General features: G+C 66.8%; 16 protein-coding genes. 13 read left to right on the forward strand and 3 right to left on the reverse strand.

Annotated features, from left to right (window positions below; all coding sequences use genetic code 11):
- Positions 1–18 precede the first annotated feature (18 nt).
- The 8 genes from G6O54_RS26525 to G6O54_RS26560 all read left to right on the forward strand — a co-directional run bounded on the left by G6O54_RS26525 (position 19) and on the right by G6O54_RS26560 (position 9,849).
- On the forward strand, positions 19–1,485 hold the full coding sequence (locus tag G6O54_RS26525; protein ID WP_165230086.1) for a hypothetical protein: 1,467 nt from the start codon (positions 19–21) through the stop codon (positions 1,483–1,485).
- A gap of 434 nt (positions 1,486–1,919) precedes the next feature.
- Positions 1,920–3,980, forward strand: a complete 2,061-nt coding sequence (locus G6O54_RS26530) for a PrkA family serine protein kinase (protein ID WP_165230089.1) — start codon at positions 1,920–1,922, stop codon at positions 3,978–3,980.
- A gap of 512 nt (positions 3,981–4,492) precedes the next feature.
- Positions 4,493–5,593 carry a DUF444 family protein gene (locus G6O54_RS26535; protein WP_205679049.1) on the forward strand — a complete coding sequence of 367 codons (1,101 nt, stop codon included), beginning with the start codon at positions 4,493–4,495 and terminating at the stop codon, positions 5,591–5,593.
- Between the two features lie 25 nt (positions 5,594–5,618).
- Positions 5,619–6,302: a Uma2 family endonuclease gene (locus G6O54_RS26540; RefSeq protein ID WP_165230092.1), complete on the forward strand. Its 684-nt coding sequence runs from the start codon at positions 5,619–5,621 to the stop codon at positions 6,300–6,302.
- 46 nt (positions 6,303–6,348) lie between these two features.
- Positions 6,349–7,080, forward strand: coding sequence for a Uma2 family endonuclease (locus G6O54_RS26545; RefSeq protein WP_165230095.1), 732 nt, complete (start codon positions 6,349–6,351; stop codon positions 7,078–7,080).
- Between the two features lie 24 nt (positions 7,081–7,104).
- On the forward strand, positions 7,105–7,785 hold the full coding sequence (locus G6O54_RS26550; RefSeq protein ID WP_165230098.1) for a Uma2 family endonuclease: 681 nt from the start codon (positions 7,105–7,107) through the stop codon (positions 7,783–7,785).
- Positions 7,786–7,847: 62 nt separating this feature from the next.
- Positions 7,848–9,401, forward strand: coding sequence for a SpoVR family protein (locus G6O54_RS26555; protein WP_165230101.1), 1,554 nt, complete (start codon positions 7,848–7,850; stop codon positions 9,399–9,401).
- Complete coding sequence (locus G6O54_RS26560) at positions 9,367–9,849, forward strand: hypothetical protein (RefSeq protein ID WP_165230104.1); 483 nt, start codon at positions 9,367–9,369, stop codon at positions 9,847–9,849. Before G6O54_RS26555 ends, G6O54_RS26560 begins: the two co-directional genes overlap by 35 nt.
- 69 nt (positions 9,850–9,918) lie before the next feature.
- Here the strand turns inward: G6O54_RS26560 and G6O54_RS26565 are convergent, their stop codons facing one another.
- The 3 genes from G6O54_RS26565 to G6O54_RS26575 all read right to left on the reverse strand — a co-directional run bounded on the left by G6O54_RS26565 (position 9,919) and on the right by G6O54_RS26575 (position 14,892).
- Positions 9,919–14,205: a M56 family metallopeptidase gene (locus G6O54_RS26565; RefSeq protein WP_165230107.1), complete on the reverse strand. Its 4,287-nt coding sequence runs from the start codon at positions 14,203–14,205 to the stop codon at positions 9,919–9,921.
- A gap of 66 nt (positions 14,206–14,271) precedes the next feature.
- Positions 14,272–14,496, reverse strand: a complete 225-nt coding sequence (locus G6O54_RS26570) for a hypothetical protein (protein ID WP_165230110.1) — start codon at positions 14,494–14,496, stop codon at positions 14,272–14,274.
- Between the two features lie 3 nt (positions 14,497–14,499).
- Positions 14,500–14,892, reverse strand: coding sequence for a BlaI/MecI/CopY family transcriptional regulator (locus tag G6O54_RS26575; protein ID WP_165230113.1), 393 nt, complete (start codon positions 14,890–14,892; stop codon positions 14,500–14,502).
- Between the two features lie 243 nt (positions 14,893–15,135).
- Between G6O54_RS26575 and G6O54_RS26580 the strand changes: the two genes are divergently transcribed.
- The 5 genes from G6O54_RS26580 to G6O54_RS26600 all read left to right on the forward strand — a co-directional run bounded on the left by G6O54_RS26580 (position 15,136) and on the right by G6O54_RS26600 (position 20,582).
- Positions 15,136–15,594, forward strand: coding sequence for a DUF6717 family protein (locus tag G6O54_RS26580; RefSeq protein ID WP_205679050.1), 459 nt, complete (start codon positions 15,136–15,138; stop codon positions 15,592–15,594).
- A gap of 198 nt (positions 15,595–15,792) precedes the next feature.
- A complete protein-coding gene (gene hisF / locus G6O54_RS26585; RefSeq protein ID WP_165230116.1) occupies positions 15,793–16,608 on the forward strand; it encodes an imidazole glycerol phosphate synthase subunit HisF in 816 nt (271 codons plus the stop codon).
- 106 nt (positions 16,609–16,714) lie between these two features.
- On the forward strand, positions 16,715–17,869 hold the full coding sequence (locus G6O54_RS26590; protein WP_165230119.1) for a type IV pilus twitching motility protein PilT: 1,155 nt from the start codon (positions 16,715–16,717) through the stop codon (positions 17,867–17,869).
- 171 nt (positions 17,870–18,040) lie between these two features.
- Positions 18,041–19,801, forward strand: coding sequence for a GspE/PulE family protein (locus G6O54_RS26595; RefSeq protein ID WP_165230122.1), 1,761 nt, complete (start codon positions 18,041–18,043; stop codon positions 19,799–19,801).
- 70 nt (positions 19,802–19,871) lie between these two features.
- Complete coding sequence (locus G6O54_RS26600; protein ID WP_165230125.1) at positions 19,872–20,582, forward strand: CvpA family protein; 711 nt, start codon at positions 19,872–19,874, stop codon at positions 20,580–20,582.
- Positions 20,583–20,733: the final 151 nt, after the last annotated feature.

Below are 20,733 nucleotides of genomic sequence, written 5' to 3' on the forward strand. Positions count from 1 at the left end.
GAATGATGGGGAGACCGGATGAGCGGCCAGATCGTTCCCGTGCTATGGTGCCAGGTCGCGGGCGCGGGTTCCGGGGGACCAACGGCGCCCGCCGCCGCGGGCAATCCTGCCTCGATGGCGCTGCTGGCATTCCGTCGATGGTCCACGGGGCTGACCCTGGGCTCGCCCGATCCCGCGCCGGGGATGGACGGGCTGAACGTGCTGCTGGTCGCCCTGGCCGCCCTCTTCCTGACAGCGATCGTCTTCCAGGGCGTGGGGCGGGCGTTCGTGCAGCTCCTGGACGTCCGAGGTCACCTGGGGCTCGTCCGCGCGGCGAGCCGCCGGGTGTGGGGGGCGAGCTGGATCGTCGCCGCCATGATCGCGTTCACGGTCTTCTCGTGGACCGGGGGGCTGACGGTCGGATATCTCTCGGATCGGGCGGATCGGTGGAAGAATGACATGGCCCTGATCTCCCGGACGCGATCGCCGGCCGAGATGGCCGTGGAGCAGGGGAGCCTGGCCGCGATGACGCCGTTGCGCGACGTCGCGGGGCTGGGCGACAACCTGCCGCTGCTGGCCCTGTCCGCCTACATGGTCCTCCGGGCGGCCTCGGGGCTGGCCTCCCCGGCGCTCCGGCGGGCGAAGGCGGGGGAGCCACGGGGCAGCAGGCCGCACGACGGATCCGGATGGGCGACGCTCGTCTGGGGCTGCGGCTCCCTGTATGCGCTCTACCGGATCGTCTCGAAGGCGTCGGGTACGGACCTGCCGCTGGGCGGCTGCCTGATGATCGAGGCCGTCCTGATCCCGCTCATCATGCTCATCTGCGACGGCTTCCTCCTCGCCTGGCTGCTCACCGAGCTGCGCGACGCCGACCTCCCCGGCGTGAACGCCGGGGATTCGCATTTCCGCCCCTTCGTCGCGATGGAGCTCTTGCCGGCGTCGGCGATCGGCTGCCTGGCGGCGCTCCCGGCCCGGTACGCGGGCACCCTCGTCTTCCTCGCCCTCCAGCATCTCCCCCGGTCCTTCGGCGGCGTCCAGGGGGGCCGCACCATCCGCTGGCTGCTGGGCTGGGGGATGATCGAGATGCAGGGGGCATCCCTCCTGCTGGTGGGCCTTGTCGGCGTCGCGGCCTGGAGTCGCGGCGCGGTGGCGGACCTCGTCCACGGCGGGGCCAGGCTGCTCCGCGAGGAAGGAGGCCACCTGGTCGCGACCCTGGCCCTGGCCGCGGCCGCGATGGGCCTGACGGCCGGCCTGCCCTATGCCATCCTCCTCTTCCTCCCCCCCGCCGGCTGGGTCCTCCCCGCCGCCGACAGCTACTCGCATTACGCGACGCTCCCGGTTGGCCTCTGGACCCTCTCCGCGCTCATCGAGCTGGCCCGCCGGACGCTGCCGGTCGCCCGGGAAATGCCCGAGGAGCCGGGCTCCGATCCCGCCGAGGGACCGGGAGAAGGTCGTGAATCCGGCGTCGATATCGAACAGCCCGGGCTTGCCGCGACCGGGGCGTGAGGGATGCCCGACCCGGGACCAGGTCCGGGGATCCGACGTCGCTTTTTCGAGACGGAACGGGTCCTCCATTCGCGGCCAGGGGCCCGCTGGTCCGCTTGACAGATCGGCGAAAGCGGCGTTGTAATGAGACCGGGTGATCGGCGACGGACCTCTGCGGGATGCCGGTCCCCCACCGTCTGATCTGGCTTCCAGACCATCACGTCCGCTCGACGGACTTAAGACCCGTTGAAGGCATTCGTTCCCTTGACCCCGCGGGATGCACCCACCGCGATCCCCGAGGTAGTTGACAATTCGGCGAAGCCCTCACGCAGCATGAGGACGTGACTGCCGTGCGCGCGGGCCGTGCCGCCACGCGTGCCACGCCCGACCGCGGACGCATCGCGGTCCCGCCACGAACCGGAACAGAGATCGAGCCGTCTTCAGGAGGGATTCCAATGTCCACAGGATCGGATCTGATCTCGCTCATCGCGAGCCGCCAGAACCTCGACGACTACCAGAAGAAGCACTGGACCGGCACCATGGCCCAGTACCTGGAGATCGTCCGCAGCGATCCGAACGTGACGCGGACCGCGTACCAGCGGCTCTACGACATGATCATCAGCAAGGGGACCGAGGAGATCGTCGTCAACAAGGAGAAGCTGGCCCGCTATCGCTTCTTCGAGGATCCGGACAACAACGGCGACGACGCGATCTTCGGCCTCGAGCGGACGATGATGAGCCTGGTCAACGTGCTCAAGAGCGCGGCCCACGGCTACGGCACGGAGCGCCGCGTGCTGCTCCTGCACGGGCCGGTCGGCTCCTCAAAGAGCACCCTGGCGCGGCTCCTCAAGAAGGGGCTGGAGCGGTACTCCCGCACCGACGAGGGCCGGCTCTTCACCTACTCCTGGAAGGAGACCGGCCCCGATGGCGAGGAGCTCCTGACCGAGTGCCCGATGCACGAGGATCCGCTCCACCTGATCCCCCACGAGGACCGCCCCGAGATCATCCGCCTGCTCGCGGAGGGCGCCCCGTCGCATCCCTACGACCTGTCCATCGAGGGGGACCTCTGCCCCTTCTGCCGCCAGATGTTCAACGAGCGGATGGCCCGCTACGGCGGCGAATGGGCGCGGGTCGTCGAGGACGTGCAGGTGCAGCGGCTGATCCTCTCGGAGCAGGACCGCGTCGGCATCGGCACCTTCCAGCCCAAGGATGAGAAGAACCAGGACGCCACCGAGCTGACCGGCGACATCAACTATCGCAAGATCGCCGAGTACGGCACCGAGAGCGACCCCCGGGCCTTCAACTTCGACGGCGAGTTCAACATCGCCAACCGCGGCATCATCGAGTTCATCGAGGTCCTCAAGCTCGACGTGGCCTTCCTCTACGACTTGCTGGGGGCCAGCCAGGAACACAAGATCAAGCCCAAGAAGTTCGCCCAGACCGACATCGACGAGGTGATCGTCGGCCACACCAACGAGCCGGAGTACAAGAAGCTCCAGTCCAATGAGTTCATGGAGGCCCTCCGCGACCGGACCGTGAAGATCGACGTCCCCTACGTCACCCGGCTCGCCGACGAGGTCCGGATCTACGAGAAGGACTACAACGACCGCAAGGTCCGGGGCAAGCGGCTGGCCCCCCACACCCTGGAGGTCGCCGCCATGTGGGCCATCCTCACCCGGCTCGAGGAGCCCAAGAACGCCGGGCTGACCCTGATGCAGAAGCTCAAGCTCTACAACGGCAAGACTCTGCCGGGGTTCACCGAGGACAACATCAAGGAGCTCCGCGAGGAGGCCGAGCGCGAGGGGATGCTCGGGATCAGCCCCCGATACGTCCAGGACAAGATCTCCAACGCCCTGGTCGCCCACCCGACCGAACGCTCGATCAACCCGTTCATGGTCCTCAATGAGCTCGAGACCGGCCTCAAGCATCACTCGCTGATCAACAGCGACGAGACCCGCAAGCACTACCGCCATCTCCTCTCGCTGGTGAAGGAGGAGTACGAGGACATCGTCAAGAACGAGGTCCAGCGGGCCATCGCCGCCGACGAGGACGCGCTCACCCGCCTCTGCGGCAACTACATCGACAACGTGAAGGCCTACACCCAGCGGGAGAAGGTCAAGAACAAGTACACGGGCCAGACCGAGGAGCCCGACGAGCGGCTGATGCGATCGATCGAGGAGAAGATCGACATCCCGGAGAGCCGCAAGGACGACTTCCGCCGCGAGATCATGAACTACATCGGCGCCCTCGCCCTCGACGGCAAGAGGTTCGACTATCGGACCAACGAGCGGCTCCAGAAGGCCCTGGAGCTGAAGCTCTTCCAGGATCAGAAGGACACCATCAAGCTGACCAGCCTGGTCTCCAGCGTGGTCGACAAGGACACCCAGGAGAAGATCGACATCGTCAAGGCCCGGCTGATCCGAAACTACGGCTACGACGAGGATTCGGCCACCGACGTCCTCAATTATGTGGCCAGCATCTTCGCCCGCGGCGACGTCAAGCGCGGGAGCCATTGATCGAATCGAGTCGCCCAACGAGCACGCAACGATAGCCCGCAAGATAGGCAAGGAGTTGCAATTCTTGCCGATTCTGCGGGCGCTGCATGCGGGCCACGCGGCAAAATGCTCCTTGAATCCGGTCTGTACGAAGGTCTAGAATTTGCAGTACCCTTGATGGCGAGATCATCCACGGGCCGGTCGCGGATCGACGAAACGTTCTCGCCTCTCGAGTCACCCATCAAGCCCAAGCCGAGGCGCTGACAGGATCGCGGCCGGCCCGAACCATACTGTTCTTTTCCATCTAGGCTGAGGGCGGATCGTCCCTTCCGGCCGGCCGGGGCGGTGCTGCGCGAAGTCCCCGCGATCGGCCGCGGGAATCGTTCGCGGGGCGTCGCCTCCTCAGCCTACACCGGCCGTCCGACGACGGAAGTGCGATCCTGCCTCCTGGGCCGCCGTGTCGGATCCTTCGGCAGCACGGTTGCGGCACGAGGCCCTCGCGAATCAAACGGATAGGGACGGGGGGAAGAGCGGTGCGGAAAATCGATCGCGATGCCAATCGCTTCAAGCAGATCGTGCGCGGCAAGATCAAATCCGACCTGCGAAAGTACATCACGCATGGGGAGATGATCGGCAAGTCGGGGGGCGAGTTCGTCTCGATCCCGCTGCCGCAGATCGAGCTGCCGGAGTTCCGCTACGGCTCCAAGAACCGGGGCGGCGTCGGCCAGGGGCCGGGTGACGTGGGCACGCCGATCGGGCGTTCCGGCGACGGCGAGCCGGGGCAGGGGGCCGGCGAGGCGCCCGGCCAGCACATCCTCGAGGTCGAGCTGACGATGGACGACCTCGCCCAGATTCTGGGGGAGGAGCTGGCGCTCCCTCGGATCGAGCCGAAGGGCCGCGCCAACATCATCGAGGAGAAGGACAAGTACACGGGCATCCGCCAGACCGGCCCGGAGAGCCTCCGCCACTTCAAGCGGACCTACAAGAAGGCCCTCAAGCGGCAGATCGCCTCGAACACCTACGATCCCCGCGATCCGCTGGTCATCCCGATCCGGGAGGACAAGCTCTACCGGTCGTGGAACCCGATCTCGATGCCCCAGTTCAACGCCGTGGTGCTCTACCTGATGGACGTCTCCGGCTCGATGACGGACGACCAGAAGGAGATCGTCCGGACCGAGGCCTTCTGGATCGACGCCTGGCTGAAGAGCCAGTACGACGGCGTGACCACCCGCTACATCATCCACGACGCCGTCGCCCGCGAGGTGGACGAGCACACCTTCTATCACACTCGCGAGAGCGGCGGGACGCGGATCAGCTCCGCCTATGCGCTGGCCAACAAGATCATCGAGGAGAGCCATTCGCCGCTGGACTGGAACATCTACATCCTCCACTTCTCCGACGGCGACAACTGGGGCGAGGACAACCGCCAGTGCATCGGCCTGCTCCGCGACCAGCTCCTGCCCCGCTGCAACCTCTTCTGCTACGGCCAGGTGGAGAGCCCCTACGGCTCCGGCGAGTTCTATCGCGAGCTCGAGGAGGCCTTCGACGAGGCCCCGAACCTGGCCCTCTCGGAGATCCGCAACAAGGAAGGAATCTACGACTCGATCAAGGAATTCCTGGGGCGGGGGCGCTAGGCCCGGCCTCGCGAGGAGGATCGCCATGGCGACCGTCACCACACCCGAACGTGCATCCGTGATCGAGCGACAAGATCCCGTCACGTTCGACGACATCGGCTGGGAGGGGTATGACGCCCTGCTGAAGCTCCGGGCCGGACGCAGGTATCCCAGGATGGTCTACCTGGACGGGAGCGTGTCTCTCATGTCCCCCGCCACGCCCCATGAGTCCCTCAACGATCTTCTCCGCGAGATCATCCGGTCGGTCCTGGTGGCGCGGAAGATCCCCTTCCGCTCGTTCGGGCAGACGACGTTCCGACGCAAGCGGGACGAAGCCGGCGTGGAAGGCGATCAGTCCTACTACATCACGAATCTGGATCGGATCCGTCGCAAGAAAACGGTCAACCTGCTCAAGGACCCTCCCCCCGACCTGGCGGTGGAGGTCGTCCACACCCACGGCGCGGACCGATCTCTGGAGGTCTATCGAAGGCTGGCCGTTCCCGAAGTCTGGGTCTGCGGCGCCGAGGAACTCGTTTTCCTGGTCCTGGGCGGCGACGGCCAGTACGGGAGCCGGGCCGTGAGTTCGGTGATTCCGGGCATCTCGGCCTCGGAGGTCCATTCCTGGCTGATGCAGTACGACGACGAGGATGAGGCGCGATGGACGAGCGACGTCCGCCAATGGGCGGCCGAGGTCGTCGGCCCTCGTGATCGGGCGGGCGAGGGGTCCTGATCTGCCAGGCGAGCGGAATGCTCCGACCGACGAGGAGAACAAACGAATGGCGACCGTCACCACCCCTGAAGCCAACCTCGCGAGCACGGCCGCGAAATCGACCCGCCCGCCGAGCGATCAACTCGTCACGATGCGGGGCATCGACTGGCAGGGGTATTCGGCGATCCTCGAACTGAAAGGTGAGCGACGGTCCCCTCGGGTGGTCTTCCTCGATGGCGACGTGTCGTTCATGTCCCCCTCCCCGACACGCGAGTTCCTTAACAATCGCCTCCACGACCTCATCCGGGCCGTCCTGGAAGGGCTTGAAATCCCCCATCTGCCCCTCGGGTCCACAACCTTCCGTCAGGAACAGGAGCAAGGTGGAGTCGAAGCCGACCAGTCCTATTATCTGGCGAACCGGCGTTACGTGCGCGGTAAGAAGAAGATCGATCTGAGCATCGATCCGCCGCCGGATCTGGCCGTTGAAGTGGTCGTCACTCACCGGGCGAAACGCGCCCTCGAGGTGTATCGTCGGCTCGGAGTGCCCGAGGTCTGGATCTGCACCGAGGAGGAACTCGTCTTCCTCATCCGGGGCCAGGATGGGGTACTCGCCCCTTCGACGTCAAGCACCGCGATGCCTTGCATCACCGCGACCGAGGTCCACTCCTGGCTCAGGAAGGAAGATGATGACGACGAAGGGGCGTGGGGCGAGATCTCCGACGATGGATCGCCGAGGTCGTTGCACCTCGACGCCGTGACAGGGCGGGATGAGCGGAAGAACCCAGCGAGGCGAGGATAATCTCGACGAACGTGGAGGGCAAACATGGCGACCGTCACGACGCCCGAACGCGAGGCCGGGACCGAAACGGATCAGTGCATCATCCTGGACCGTGTCGACTGGCCCGACTATGAGGCGATGCTTCGGATGCGGGGCGAACGAAGCTCACCCAGGATCGTCTATCTCGACGGGAGGCTGTCGCTGGTGTCTCCCTCTTATCGTCACGAGAGCCTCAAGATCCACCTGGAGTATTTCGTCGCGGCCGCCCTGAGCGGGCTCGGTATCGAATTCGAGCCTGCGGGATCGACCACCTACCGTCGAGAGCAGAAGAAAGGGGGAGCCGAGGGCGATACGTCGTACTACATCGCCCATCGAGATGTCGTCCTGGAGAAGGAGACCATCGACCTGAGCGTCGATCCGCCGCCCGACCTGGTCGTCGAGGTCGTTGTGTCGCACGACGCCGAGGATTCGATCGAGGTGTACCGCCGATTCGGTGTCCCCGAGGTGTGGATCTTTACTCGACGAGAGCTCCTCGTCCTTATCCTGCAACCGGACGGGTCATACGCCCGGGGCGACGTGAGCATTGCTATCCCAGGGATCACCGCGGCCGAGGTCCATTCCTGGATCATTCGGAGGAAAGGCCGGGACATCATCGCCTGGATGGACGACATCCGCCGCTGGTCCGCGGAGGTCGTCGCTCCCCGCAGCCGCGGCGGCGCGACCTGAACGGCGCAGCCCTCACACCAGCCCGCGAACCCGACCGATCCCGAGACCAAGAGGCCCGACCCATGTCGATCGTGAATGCCCACAACCTGCCGGCCGACCTGCGGGCCATCCAGCTCGAGACCGAGGAGCACGCCCGGAGCTACGGGCTCGACTTCTACGACTGCATCTACGAGGTCCTCGACTACGACGAGATCTCCGAGATCGCCGCGCTCGGCGGGTTCCCCACGCGGTATCCGCACTGGCGATTCGGCATGGAGTACCAGCAGCTCTCCAAGGGCTACCGGTACGGGCTCCAGAAGATCTACGAGATGGTCATCAACAATGACCCCTGCTACGCCTACCTGCTGCGGTGCAACCAGCTCGTCGACCAGAAGCTCGTCATGGCCCACGTTTGCGGGCATAACGACTTCTTCAAGAACAACATCTGGTTCAGCCAGACGAACCGCAAGATGATGGACGAGACCGCCAACCACGGCAGCCGGATCCGGTCCTACATGGAGCGGTTCGGCGAGGACGTCGTCGAGAACTTCATCGATAGCTGCCTGTCGCTCGAGAACCTGATCGACATCTATTCTCCCCACATCAAGCGGCGGGACGCCATTAGCCGCTACGACTTCGCGCCCGACGACGGCGAGGAGGACCGCTCGGGCAAGTTCCAGAGCAAGGGCTACATGGACGCCTTCATCAACCCGCCGGAGATCCTCAAGGCCGAGGCGCTCAGGCGGGAGGCGGAGAAGGAGAAGCAGAAGCCCATGTCGTTCCCGGAGCAGCCGGAGCGTGACGTCCTGCTCTTCCTGCTCGAGCACGCCCCGCTCAAGGCCTGGCAGTATGACGTGCTGGCGATCGTCCGCGAGGAGGCGTATTACTTCGCCCCCCAGGGCCAGACCAAGATCATGAACGAGGGCTGGGCCTCGTTCTGGCACTCCACGATCATGACCCAGAAGATCCTCCACCCCTCGGAGCTCCTCGACTACGCCGATCACCACTCCGGCACCATGGCCACCCAGCCGGGGCGGCTGAACCCTTACAAGCTCGGCATCGAGCTGCTCCGCGACATCGAGGAGCGGTGGAACAAGGGCCAGTTCGGCCCCGAGTGGGAGGAATGCGACGACTACCAGGAGAAGCAGCGGTGGGATAAGAAGCTCGGCCTGGGCCGCCAGAAGATCTTCGAGGTCCGGCGGATCCACAACGACGTGACGTTCATCGACACGTTCCTCACCCAGGACTTCTGCCGCCGCTACCAGATGTTCAGCTACAAGCACAACGACCAGAACGACACCTACGAGATCGAGAGCCGCGAGTTCAAGAAGATCAAGGAGCGGCTCCTCTTCAACCTGACCAACTTCGGCCAGCCGATCATCCGGGTCAAGGACGGCAACTACCGGAATCGCGGGGAGATGTACCTGGTCCACGAGCACTTCGGGCTGGACCTGAAGCTGGACTACGCCCAGGACACGCTCCGCCACCTGCACCGCCTCTGGTCGCGGCCGACGCACATCGAGACGGTGTCCGACGGCCGCCCCACTCTCCTTTCGTTCGACGGGACCGACCACTCCATCCGCCCATTGGGAGGATCTTCACATGACTCCGAGTCAAAGGATCGCCGCCGCGCTTGACGAGAACACCCGGGCCTACGTCCTGCCGTGCACGGTCACGGCCGAGGATCCGGGCTATCGATTCACCCTCCACCTCCAGGCCCTCGACAGCGTCGGGGCCTCCCTCGACAGCCTGGAATTCAACACGACCGACCGCACCGAATGGTCGTCCGAGGCCCTCAATGCCTGGGGCAGTCGCCTGGCCGGCCGGGTGACCTACCTGCTCGAGCCGCTCAAGGTCCTCGAGATCGACGCCGGGGGCGGCGAGGTCCAGTTGCGGAGCGATGCCCCGACCCCTCGCAACGACCGCCGGGCCTTCTACGAGGTCCGCCTCTTCAATTCCGGCCTCCTCCGGATGGAGCGGATCGCCTTCGACGAGGCGACCCGCCGCCGCGAGCGGACCCCCTGCCAGCTCACCCGCGAGGTCCTCGAGCGGCTCGCCAATGACATCGTCGCCAGCGCGAAGTGAGCCCGGCGCCCATGACAACTCCACCAGGATTCGTCTGAACCCGGCCGTCCCATCGCGGACCGGCCGGGTTCAGTGGTCTTCCTCCTCATCGATCGGCCAGACGTGGAGGAACTTCCGCTCCAGCCGACGCCATCGCTCGGGGCCCGGCGGGGTGGCCAGCACGGTGATGAATTCCTCCCGGATCCGGCCGCGGATCGACCGGCTCCATCGCCCCGGACTATCCGGAAACTCGCCGATCCGCGAGGCGGTCTGATACGGGGCGATGTAGGCGGCCGCCGTCATCAGGGACTCGGCCCCGAATTCGGAATTGCCGATGGCGGCGCCGGTCAGCTTGGATAGCTCCGCGCGGATCATCCGATCGAGCAACATCCGGGCGAGGTCCCTGTCATACCGTGCCACCATCGCCGCCACACGACTACTGGCCAGCAGGGTAATCCCCTCACGCGGGTCCTTCCCCTGGAAGGGCGGGCGCATCGCCAGCGTCCTCCAAAGGTACTCCCGCACTTTGGTCGGATCGACTTCCTCGACCAGCGGTAGCAGGCCCGCGGCCGACGTGCACGCCATGCCCAGGCCGTCCCATTGATCCTGGTCCCCGCGGGAGGCGGTCTCCAGAACGTCATAGGCCTCCTCGAGGAGCTGCAAGGCGACCTGCCGGTCCTTCTTCGCCCGGACCAGGCCGACGGCCATCACACCGAAGGCCCGGGCCTTATCATTGGGCCGCGTCATGACGGTCCGGGCCAGGTTGATGGCCCGGTCGGGATCCACGGCGACCATCCGGTAGCAGACGCGCTGGATGTACGTATCGCGGAAGTTGGGCCACTTGTCGGGCATCGTCCGTACGATCCGCTCGGCCTCGGCCGGATTCTTCGCCGCCAGCCGGTGAGCGATGTGCCCCATCGACGCGCCGTAGTCCCGGTCGTCCTCAGTCTCCTTCATCAACGCCATCGCCGCGGGAAGGTCGACGAGCGAGAGTTCTTCCGCCAGCCGGCGTCGTGGCCACGACGTGTTCAAGTTCCGGGGCAGGCGATGAGCCATTTCCTTCGCCTCTTGGAGCACGCCTGTCGCCAGCTCCGCACGTCCCAGGTCCAGGAAGCGACGGCCGAGGTCTGCCATCCTCAGGACGCGATAGTTCGGCTCGGAGTCCGCCCGACCGGCGACCAGCGCCTCCTCGAGCAGGGCGAGCCGGCGCGGGGCGTCGGTCTCGGGCACGAGGCGGCTCAATCGCTCATACTCATACGATCGGACGCCCGGATCCTGGATCGCCGCGATGATCTCGATCGCCTCGTCCGGCTTCTCTCCGAACAGCCGCTCAGCCACCTCGCATCGCGGGCCATCGGCTTGGCTCGGGTCCACGCTCGCGAGTTCGTGATTCAGGAACTCACGTGCGCGGGGTAGGTCCACCTGGGCCAGGATCCGGAAGACCCGTTCGAAATCGCGCGTCTTCGGGTCCTTCAGGATTCGGTCGGCGTAGGCATCGAACAGGACGTGGATCAGCTTCTTCTCCTGTTCGATTCCGATCGCCGGCGGCAGGCTCGTGAGGGCGGCGGGAGGCGGACCGTTGACCGGTTCCAGGATGATGTCGGCCGTCGGGGCGTCGGCCTCGATCGTCCGGCCCGCGAATCGGTAGCCCTTCCCGGAGGCGAAGACGAGCACGGGCTCCGCGAAGAGGCCGGTCAGCCGGTATCGCCCCGCCTCGTCGGTCTCGACCTCCTCGAACTTCGGTCCATCCCCGGATTGCCGGACCTTGGCACCGGGGATCGGCCGGCCGGTGGGGTCCACGACCTTGCCTTCCAGGTTGCGGAGCCGGCGGACGACGATGTCGCCGAGCACCGGCGCGGTGGTCGGCCCGAGTGCGATCCACGGCGAGCCATCCGCCATGACCGCCTCGGACTCGACCTCGGCCCGCGCGGAATACTCGAAGCCCCGCTTCACGCCACGAGGCGTCGCGTACCGCCCGGACGTGTCGGTCCGAATCGGCGGCTGCCCCTCGAAGCGAATCGGGTCCATGTCGGGCAGGGCGTCCCTTTTCATGGCCCGCGAATAGATCCGGATCAGGGCCCCCGGCATGGGCCGACCCATCGAGTCGATCACGCGTCCGGAGAGCGAAACCGTATTGGCGTCACTGATGACCAGCTTGACCGGCTCGGCGAGCCCGGCGGCGGCGGTCCGCGGCGCCTCGGTCCTCGCCTCGTCACGCTCCGCCTCGAGCGTCACGTTCGCACCCCGGTGGATGCCCCGGAGCGTGAACTCGCCGCGGAGCGTCGTGGTCGCCGTGGCGCTGAACGTGGAGCCGAGAAACATCGTGGCCCCGTTCGGCTGTTCCACGCCCGGCCCGATCCGATCCCATTCTCCGACCACTCCCGCCCCTTCAACAGGCTGTCCGGCTTCGTCCACGACAAGTCCCCGAAGCTCGACGCCACGCTCGAGCTCGATCGGCGGCAACTCCTGGCCGTCGCCGACGATCTCCGGCATCGCGATGCCCTGAGAGAGTTTGATGTATCCGGTCGGGACATCCACGAAGCCGAGGACCTGCTTCCCCGGCGGTGAGAGGGCCTCGAACCGTCCGGTCTCGTCGGTGGTCGCCAGGGACGGTCGAAGCGGGGCATTGCCCAGCCGGCTATGTAACCGCAGGCCGACTCCCTGGACGGGCCTTCCGGTCCCCTTCTCGCGGACGGTGGCCCGAACCTTCACCCACCGGACGAGTGGCACGACGATCCGAAGCCGGCCTTCGGCGGCGTGGATCTCCTTGACGCTCAGGTCGATCGGCCGGTCGATCGCATCGACCGGGAGGGACGGCCAGGCCGTGAGGCTGCTGGACACCATGGGGATGGCCGGGAATTCCCCCCGGCTATCGGTCGTCACCTCGGCCACGGAAGCGACCCAGGCGTCGTCGACCGGGTGCGTCATCGAGGCGATCCGGAGCTTCACGGCTTGGGTCGAGGCCGCATCCGTCGCCGTCAGGCGTCCCGACACCGCGATCGGCGGGACGAGCTTCAGCTCCACGCCGTCCAGGAAGCCTTTCGAACGATGAAATTCCTGGATGCCGAGGCCGGGGACCTCGACGCGAATCGCCTCGATCGACGGGCCGGCGGGGCTGACCACCTTCACGGAACCCTCGCGGTCCGCCCGGGTCGTCAGCCGCGCGGCCAGGATCTCGGGCAGGCGTATGGAAGTTCCAAGCAGGGAGATGGGCGCGACCCTGGCCTCGGCCGCCGGCCGCCCGTCGGGAGCGGTGACCTGGAGGGTTGTTACCGCGGCCGGTGAAAGGACGAGCGAAACCGGCCGGCCGGGATCGACGCCCGATCGCGCCGGGCCGGTCCGCAACGAGACTTGACCGAGACCCCGCTCATCGTGGAACGCCCAGACGCCACGACTGCCGACGATGCGATCCTCGGGGATTTCCTCGTCCCAGGAAAGTCGGTAGCGGCCGTCGGCGTCGGTGCGGGCTTCGCCCAGGACGACGGCCTTCGGACCGGGGAACGTCTCGGCGACGATCCATACGCCCGCCCCGGGCACGGGCTTGCCCGCGGCGTCGATGACCGTCCCGGTGATCGCCCGGGATTGCCGCGTTTCGGCCATGGCCGCGGTATGGCCCGGGAAGAGCAGCAGGAACGCCGTGGCCGCGAGCAGGCTCGTCAGGGCGAGCGTCCCGGCGGTGGTCCGAGACATCGCCTCCTCGGTCGGTCGGATCCCGAGGATCCGCCGGATTCGACCGAGCAATGTCCCGCCTCGCGCCGAGGGGGCCAGCGACCAGATACCCTGACGGAGCTCCTCCAGGGCGGCGAGCGCCCTGGCGTAATCGAGCCGATCGCCGCAGCAGGCGACGGCCGCGTCGTCGCAGCAGTTCTCGCGCTCGGCCCGGATCCGGGACGAAAGCCACCAGATCGCGGGATGGTAGAAGAAGAGGGTCTCGATCAGGCTCTGCACCAGATTGACCAGGAAATCCCGCCGGCGGATGTGCGCCAGCTCATGGCCGAGGATCAGGGCGAGCTGATCCGAGCTGAGGCCGGTGAGCGCCGTCGCCGGGAGCAGGACCACCGGCCGCAGCCAGCCGACGACCATCGGCACCTGGACCCGCGCGGACTCGAGCAGTCGGACGGGCCCGCGCAGGCCCAGCCGATGACAAAGCCGCGTGAGGGGCTCCTCAAGGTCGCCATCGAGCGGGCGGACGCCCCGCCGGACGAGCCCCCGGATCGCCAGCCAGCCACCTAGGAGTCGAATCGAGAGCAAGAGCACCCCGAGGCCCCAGGCCGCGACCAGCGGGGGAAGCCAGCGCTCCAGGAGTCGGGCGTTCGTGGGGCGGGTCGAAAGGCCCTTGACCGACGACGAGGCCGGCCGTTCGCCTTGCTCCTCCACCTTCGGCAACTCCCCGCGATCGCTCGCGATGATCATCGCCGCAGGCCGCGACGATGGGACCGGCTCTCAGAGCCGGAAGAAGGTCGCGGCGGGCCAGGCCGCCATGATCACGAGGCCCGCGCAGCCGACCAGGTAGCGGGCATTCGCGGATCGCTCCCGGAGCAGCGAAAGCGCCACCGCCGCCGCGAGTGCCGTGGCGGCGAGCTGCCAGCTCGAGTGGACCAGCGTCCAGCCCAGCCGCAAGACGAGCGGACCGGCCGAGGCACGTTCGAGGATCGTCGTGAAGTCCATCGCTCAGTCCTCCCGTTCTCGCTCCAGTCGTTCGATGAGCTCCCGGATCTGCGACAGCTCCTGGGGCGGCGTCTTGCGCGACGACAACGCCTGCATCACGAGCTTCATCGCGGAACCCCCGAAGGCGCGCTCGAGCAGGTCCCCCACGAGCTGCCGCTGCGTCCGCGACTCGGTCTGGGCCGCCCGATAGACGTGGGGCCGGCTCGACTCGTCGCGGACCACGAGCCCCTTCTCGAGCATGATCTGGAGGATCTTCAGCACCGTGGTGTAGCCCGTGGGCTTGGCGCGGGAGGCGGTCTCGTGGATCTCCTTCAGCGTGCCCGGCCCCTCGGACCAGAGCACCCGGAGGATCGCCAGCTCCGCCTCGGTGGGCCTCGGGATCTTGCCGCTCGCCATCGGGAATGCCTCCGCAGTCTGGTGAAGGTTCGCGCCGATATTACGAAGAGCTTCGTAAATAGTCAGCGAAGGACTTCGTAAAGATCGTCGCCCTCCGGGACCTCGAAGGCACGCGCCGGGCCGGGCCGGGCCTTACGGGGCCCTTTCCCCGGGCTGTATGATGGATTGGTCTCCGGACTCGACGAGTCATGTCGAATCGGGAACCCGTCCCGAGCAGATGGCAATACGCCGGGAGTGGATGCCATGAATTCGTCGAAGAAACCGCGCCGGCTCCTCCTCGGCGCCGTCCTCCTGGCCGCGGCGGCCGGAGTTTGGGCGTACCTGTCGCGGGCATCGATCCTGGCCGGGCCGTCGAGCAACGCGATCATGGTGGTCGCGCCGTACTGGTATAACGGCACGTGGGTCTTCGACGACGCGGCGGTCGGCCTCCGTCGCGAGCCGTTCGTCGCGGGCGTGCCGGAGATGATCGACGTCCTGGTCAAGGACATCCCCGGGGCGAAGGACGGCTTCCGCCTCCTCTTCTCCGCCAACCCCTTCCCGGGCCACCAGAAGACACTGACCTGGCTCCGCGGCGACTCCCAGGGCAATTTCTACCGGCTCGAGGGTACATCCATGGAAGGTTGGATCTGCCCGGCGATGTTTCGCTATTACCGGAGCCCGCCGCGGGCGCTCTACGTCAAGGCGGAAGCCATCAAACGCTGAGGCGGGCGGGGGGGGCCTGATTCGTCGGGGCCGCGCTCTCCGATATCTTTCATCAGGCTCTAGGATCGCGCCCTCGGCTCGACTAGAATGGATCGCTGGCCCTTCGACGCGACGAATTGGACCGCAACTGGTGCCGGGAAAGATGGATACGGGCGTTCCGGGCGGGCTTCCGCCGGGGCCGCCACGGTGAGGCTGCGCATGCTGGCGAAGCGGATCATCCCTTGCCTCGACGTCAACCATGGGCGCGTGGTGAAGGGGACGAATTTCCTCAACCTCCGCGACGCGGGCGACCCCGTGGAGGTCGCGTCGCGGTATGACGCGGAGGGGGCGGACGAGCTCGTCTTCCTCGACATCACGGCCAGCCACGAGGGGCGCGAGATCCTCTGGGACGTCGTCCGCCGCACGGCCGAGGTCTGCTTCATGCCCCTGACGGTGGGCGGCGGGATCCGGTCCATCGAGGACATCCGGGCCTTGCTCAACGCGGGGGCCGACAAGGTCTCGATCAACTCGGCCGCGGTCCGCGACCCGGACCTGGTGCATCGGGCGGCCCGGCGGTTCGGCAGCCAGTGCATCGTCGTGAACATCGATCCCAAGCGGGTCCGGCGCGACGGCCGGGAGGCCTGGGAGGTCCACATCAACGGCGGCCGGATCCCGACCGGCCTCGAGGCCGTGGCCTGGGCCCGCGAGGTCCAGCGGCTGGGGGCCGGCGAGATCGTCCTGACCAGCATGGACGCCGACGGGACCAAGAACGGATACGACCTGGAGATGACCGCCGCGGTGGTCGACGCCGTGGAGGTCCCCGTGGTGGCCTCCGGGGGGGCCGGCAATCCCGAGCACCTGCGAGCCGCCCTGGCCGATGCCGGCGCGTCCGCGGCGCTGGCGGCGAGCATCTTCCACTATCGCGAATACTCGATCGCCGACACCAAGCACCACCTGGCGAAGCATGGCGTCCCCGTCCGACTGGTCGAGCCCGACGCGAGGGCCCACCCCCCGCCGGCCGGCTTGCGCCACTGACGATCGTCCCGCGAGGTCGACCGCGAGCCGCCCCGTCGACAACCAAGGATTTCGGCCGGATCTGAACCCTGATCATCGAGCGACGCGTGTCGAGGAGTGACTGCCCATGTCCACCGCAGCGGTCGAAGCGAACGTCGAGACGATGCCCAACGAGCCGGAGGCGAACAAGCTCTTCCGGATGGTCATGAAATACAAGGGCTCCGACCTCCACCTCAAGGTCGGCGTCGCCCCCTCGATGCGGCTGGCCGGCGTCCTTCGGCAGATGCAGCTCCCCCAGCTCACGTCCTCGGACATGGAGCGGCTGATGTACCCGCTCCTGACCCCCCGCCAGCGCGGGATCCTCGACGAGGAAGGGGGCGTGGACTTCGCCCACATCATCTACGACGGGGATATCGAGACCCGCTTCCGCGTGAATCTCTTCAAGCAACGCGGGCGGCTCAGCCTGGTGGCCAGGCGGGTCAACAACAAGATCCCCAGCTTCGAAGACCTCCACCTGCCGCAGGTGCTCGCCGACATCACCCAGTACGACCAGGGGATCATCATCCTGGCGGGCGTCACCGGGTCCGGCAAGTCGACGACCATCGCCTCGATGCTCCAGTACATGAACGAGCGCGAGCGGCTCCACATCGTGACCGTCGAGGACCCGATCGAGTACACCTTCAAGGACGACAAGTCGATCATCAACCAGCGCGAGGTGGGCATCGACGTCATCGACTGGGACGTGGCGCTGAAGCACGCCGTCCGGCAGGACCCGGACGTGATCCTGGTGGGCGAGATGCGGGACCGCGAGACCTTCAGCGCGGCCATGCACGCCGCGGAGACAGGCCACCTCGTCTTCGGGACGATCCACGCCGGCACGGCCCCTTCGACGATCGGCCGTCTGCTCGACCTCTTCCCGCGCGACATGCACTCCTCGCTCCGGCAGTCGCTGGCGTTCAACCTCAAGGCGATCATCGCCCAGAAGCTGCTGCCGACCACCAAGGAGCTCACGGCCAAGGGGACGACCCGCGTGCCGACCAACGAGATCATGCGGATCAACCCGACCGTGCGCAAGCTGATCCTCAACGAGGAAGACACCAAGCTCGGTGACGCGATCCGGATCGGCAAGGAAGAAGGGATGATGGACTTCACCGAGAGCCTGCGGCTGCTCGTGGTGGCCGAGAAGGTCGAGCGCGCCACGGCCTTCGAGGTCGCTCCCAGCCCCGAGGCTTTGAAAATGGCCCTCAAGGGGATTACGATCGCTCAACCTGGTATCTTGTAAGGTGAATGGGGATCGCCGGCCCCCGGAGGGACGGGGGCCGGCGATCCATCCCATTGCCCTCGCCCGGGGCCGCCCATCCCCAGGAACCAACCGACAGAGGGAAGAAGAGAATTGACTCTCCCCGCCTCGCCGCTCGGACTCGAGGTCGTGCTCCCAAGAAAGGCTCGCTCCATGATTCGCCCGTTCCTGGTGGCCGCGACGGCCCTGGCCGCGCTCCTCGGCGTCGCCGCCGGGGCCTCGGCCGCAGACTTCGGCCCGGTCCCGTCCCTTCTGGCCCAGTCGCCGACGGTCTTCCGGGGGACCTACTTTGGATCGTACCTGAATCTCCTCAAGTTCATCCCCGTGGTCCTGATCTACCTCCTCTGGGCCTGGACCACGGACTGGGTGGAGCACGACACCAAGGACCTGAACAACACCAAGTTCGCCACCTGGAACAGCGTCGTCTTCTTCTCCGGGATCCTCGGGCTGATCCTGGTCTTCGCGATCCCCATCTACGCGCTCACCCTTCCGCTCCTGCTCGTCGCCTGGCTGGCCCCGGTCATCACCTACGCCTTCATTCGAAATCAGACGGTGCCGGACGACCAGAAGGTTCTGACCCCCTACCACCTCGGCGAGGTCGTCAACGGCCTGCTGCTCAAGCTCGGGATGAGGCCGCTGTTCAACCGGGACGTGACGACCGTGGATCGGGCCGGGCCGCCGATCACGTTCATCGGCAAGACCGCCGGCATGGGCAAGGAGGATCCGGACCGGGTGGCCAAGGCCGAGGAGTCGCGGTCGTTCATGGCCGCCAAGGAGCTCGTCTACGACGCGGCCCTGCGGCGAGCGACCGACATCCACCTCGAGCCGACCTCGGAGCAGCTCTCGGTCCGCTACCGGATCGACGGCATCCTCCACGCCGCCGAGCCCTTCGATCGGCCGACCGGCGACGCGGTCATCAACGTCTTCAAGGTCCTCTCCGCGATGGACATCTCGGAGAAGCGGAAGCCGCAGGACGGCTCGTTCGGGGCCAAGCTGCAGGGACGCGACCTGGACTTCCGCGTGGCGACGTCCGGCTCCAAGGCGGGCGAGAAGCTCGTCATGCGAATCCTCGACAACTCCGGGGCGATCACCAAGCTCGAGGACCTCGGCATGAGGCCGAAGCTGGTCGAGCAGGTGCGATCGGTCGTGACCCAGCCGCACGGGATGTTCCTCTGCTGCGGCCCCACCGGGTCGGGCAAGTCGACCACGCTCTATGCGGCGCTCCGCGAGATCGACCGCTACCAGCGGAACATCATCACGGTCGAGGACCCGATCGAGTACCACATGGACAACATCACCCAGATGGAGGTGAACACGAAGGCCGGCCAGACCTTCGCCACCAGCCTGCGGTCGATCCTCCGCCAGGACCCCGACGTCATCATGATCGGCGAGATCCGCGACCAGGAGACGGCGACCATCGCCTGCCAGGCGGCGAACACCGGCCACATGGTCTTCTCCACGGTGCACTCCAACGACGCGGTCACGGCCCTGATCCGGATCCTCGACCTGGGCGTCGAGCCGTCGATGATCTCGTCGGCCCTCTCCGCGGTCCTCGGCCAGCGGCTCGTCCGGCTCCTCTGCGAGTCGTGCAAGGAGCCTTACAAGCCGAAGCCGGAGTTCCTCAAGAAGGCCAACATCCCCACCGACAAGGTCGAGGTCTTCTACCGGCGGCCCGAGAATCCCGAGCAGGTCTGCCCCCAGTGCGGCGGCACGGGCTATTTCGGCCGGACCGGCATCTACGAGCTGCTCGTCATCACGGAGCCGATCCGCGAGATGCTCCGCGAGAATCCGTCGCTCCAGAAGATCAAGGCGGAGGCCCGCAAGAACGGCATGATGCTCCTCCAGGAGGACGGCCTCCGGCAGGTCATCCAGGGGCGGACCTCCATCGAAGAGCTCCTGCGCGTGGTGAAATGACGCCGATGCGGTCTCGCGGGATCAAGGGCACAGTCGAGCGGCCGGCCATTCGAGATAGGGAATCCAGTCCATGGGAACGAAGATCATCACCGACCTGGTCATCAGCTTCTTCATCCTGCTGATGACCTACGTGGTTTCCAGCGAGGGACTCTGGGGCGCGGCCCTGATGTTCTTCAACGTTGTCTTCAGCGGCATGATCACGTTCAACTACTACGAGCCCCTCGCCAAGCTCATCGACAGCACCGGGATCGGCTGGGGATTCTCCGACACGCTGGCGATGCTGCTGATCTTCTGCGTCTGCCTGCTCCTCTTCCGGATGACCACCGAGACGATCGCCCCCGCCATGGTGCGGTTCCCCACGCCCGTCTATCACGCCGGGCGGCTGATCTTCGCGCTGGCCACGTCCTGCGTCGCCATGTCGATCATCCTCCTGGCCTTCCACGCCGCCCCCGTGCACAAGGCCGTCTTCGGCGCCATGGACTGGAAGTACAAGCCCCCATTCGGCATGGGCCTGGACCACCACTGGCTGGGCTTCTTCAACTACGCGACCGGCGAGGTCTTCTCCCAGCACAACAACGGCGGGACCACCGTCGCGTCGGGGAGGGGCGGCCAGCGCGTCAAGGTTCGGGTCTTCGACCCCAAGGCTCGTTGGCTCCTGGACCACCAGGAAGCCAGGCCGTACGGCACCGGGTCCATCCTCGAGGATTCGAGCGGCTCGGGCGGCGACTCCGGCGGTACGGCGTCGGCCCCCGCCTCGCCACGCGGCGGCGTCCCCAACTGAGCACAAGCCGCACCAGGGCGGAGAGGCTCGCCCTGGCGCGGTGAAACGTTGGCCTGGACGACCTGGACACCTTGTCCCGGAATTGTTGCGCGCGATCGCAGGCCGTGCGGCGGCCCATGGCCTCAGCCAACTCGGCAGGAGCCTCGTCCTC

It is taken from the genome of Aquisphaera insulae (genome assembly GCF_011064615.1).
GTDB lineage: Bacteria > Planctomycetota > Planctomycetia > Isosphaerales > Isosphaeraceae > Aquisphaera > Aquisphaera insulae.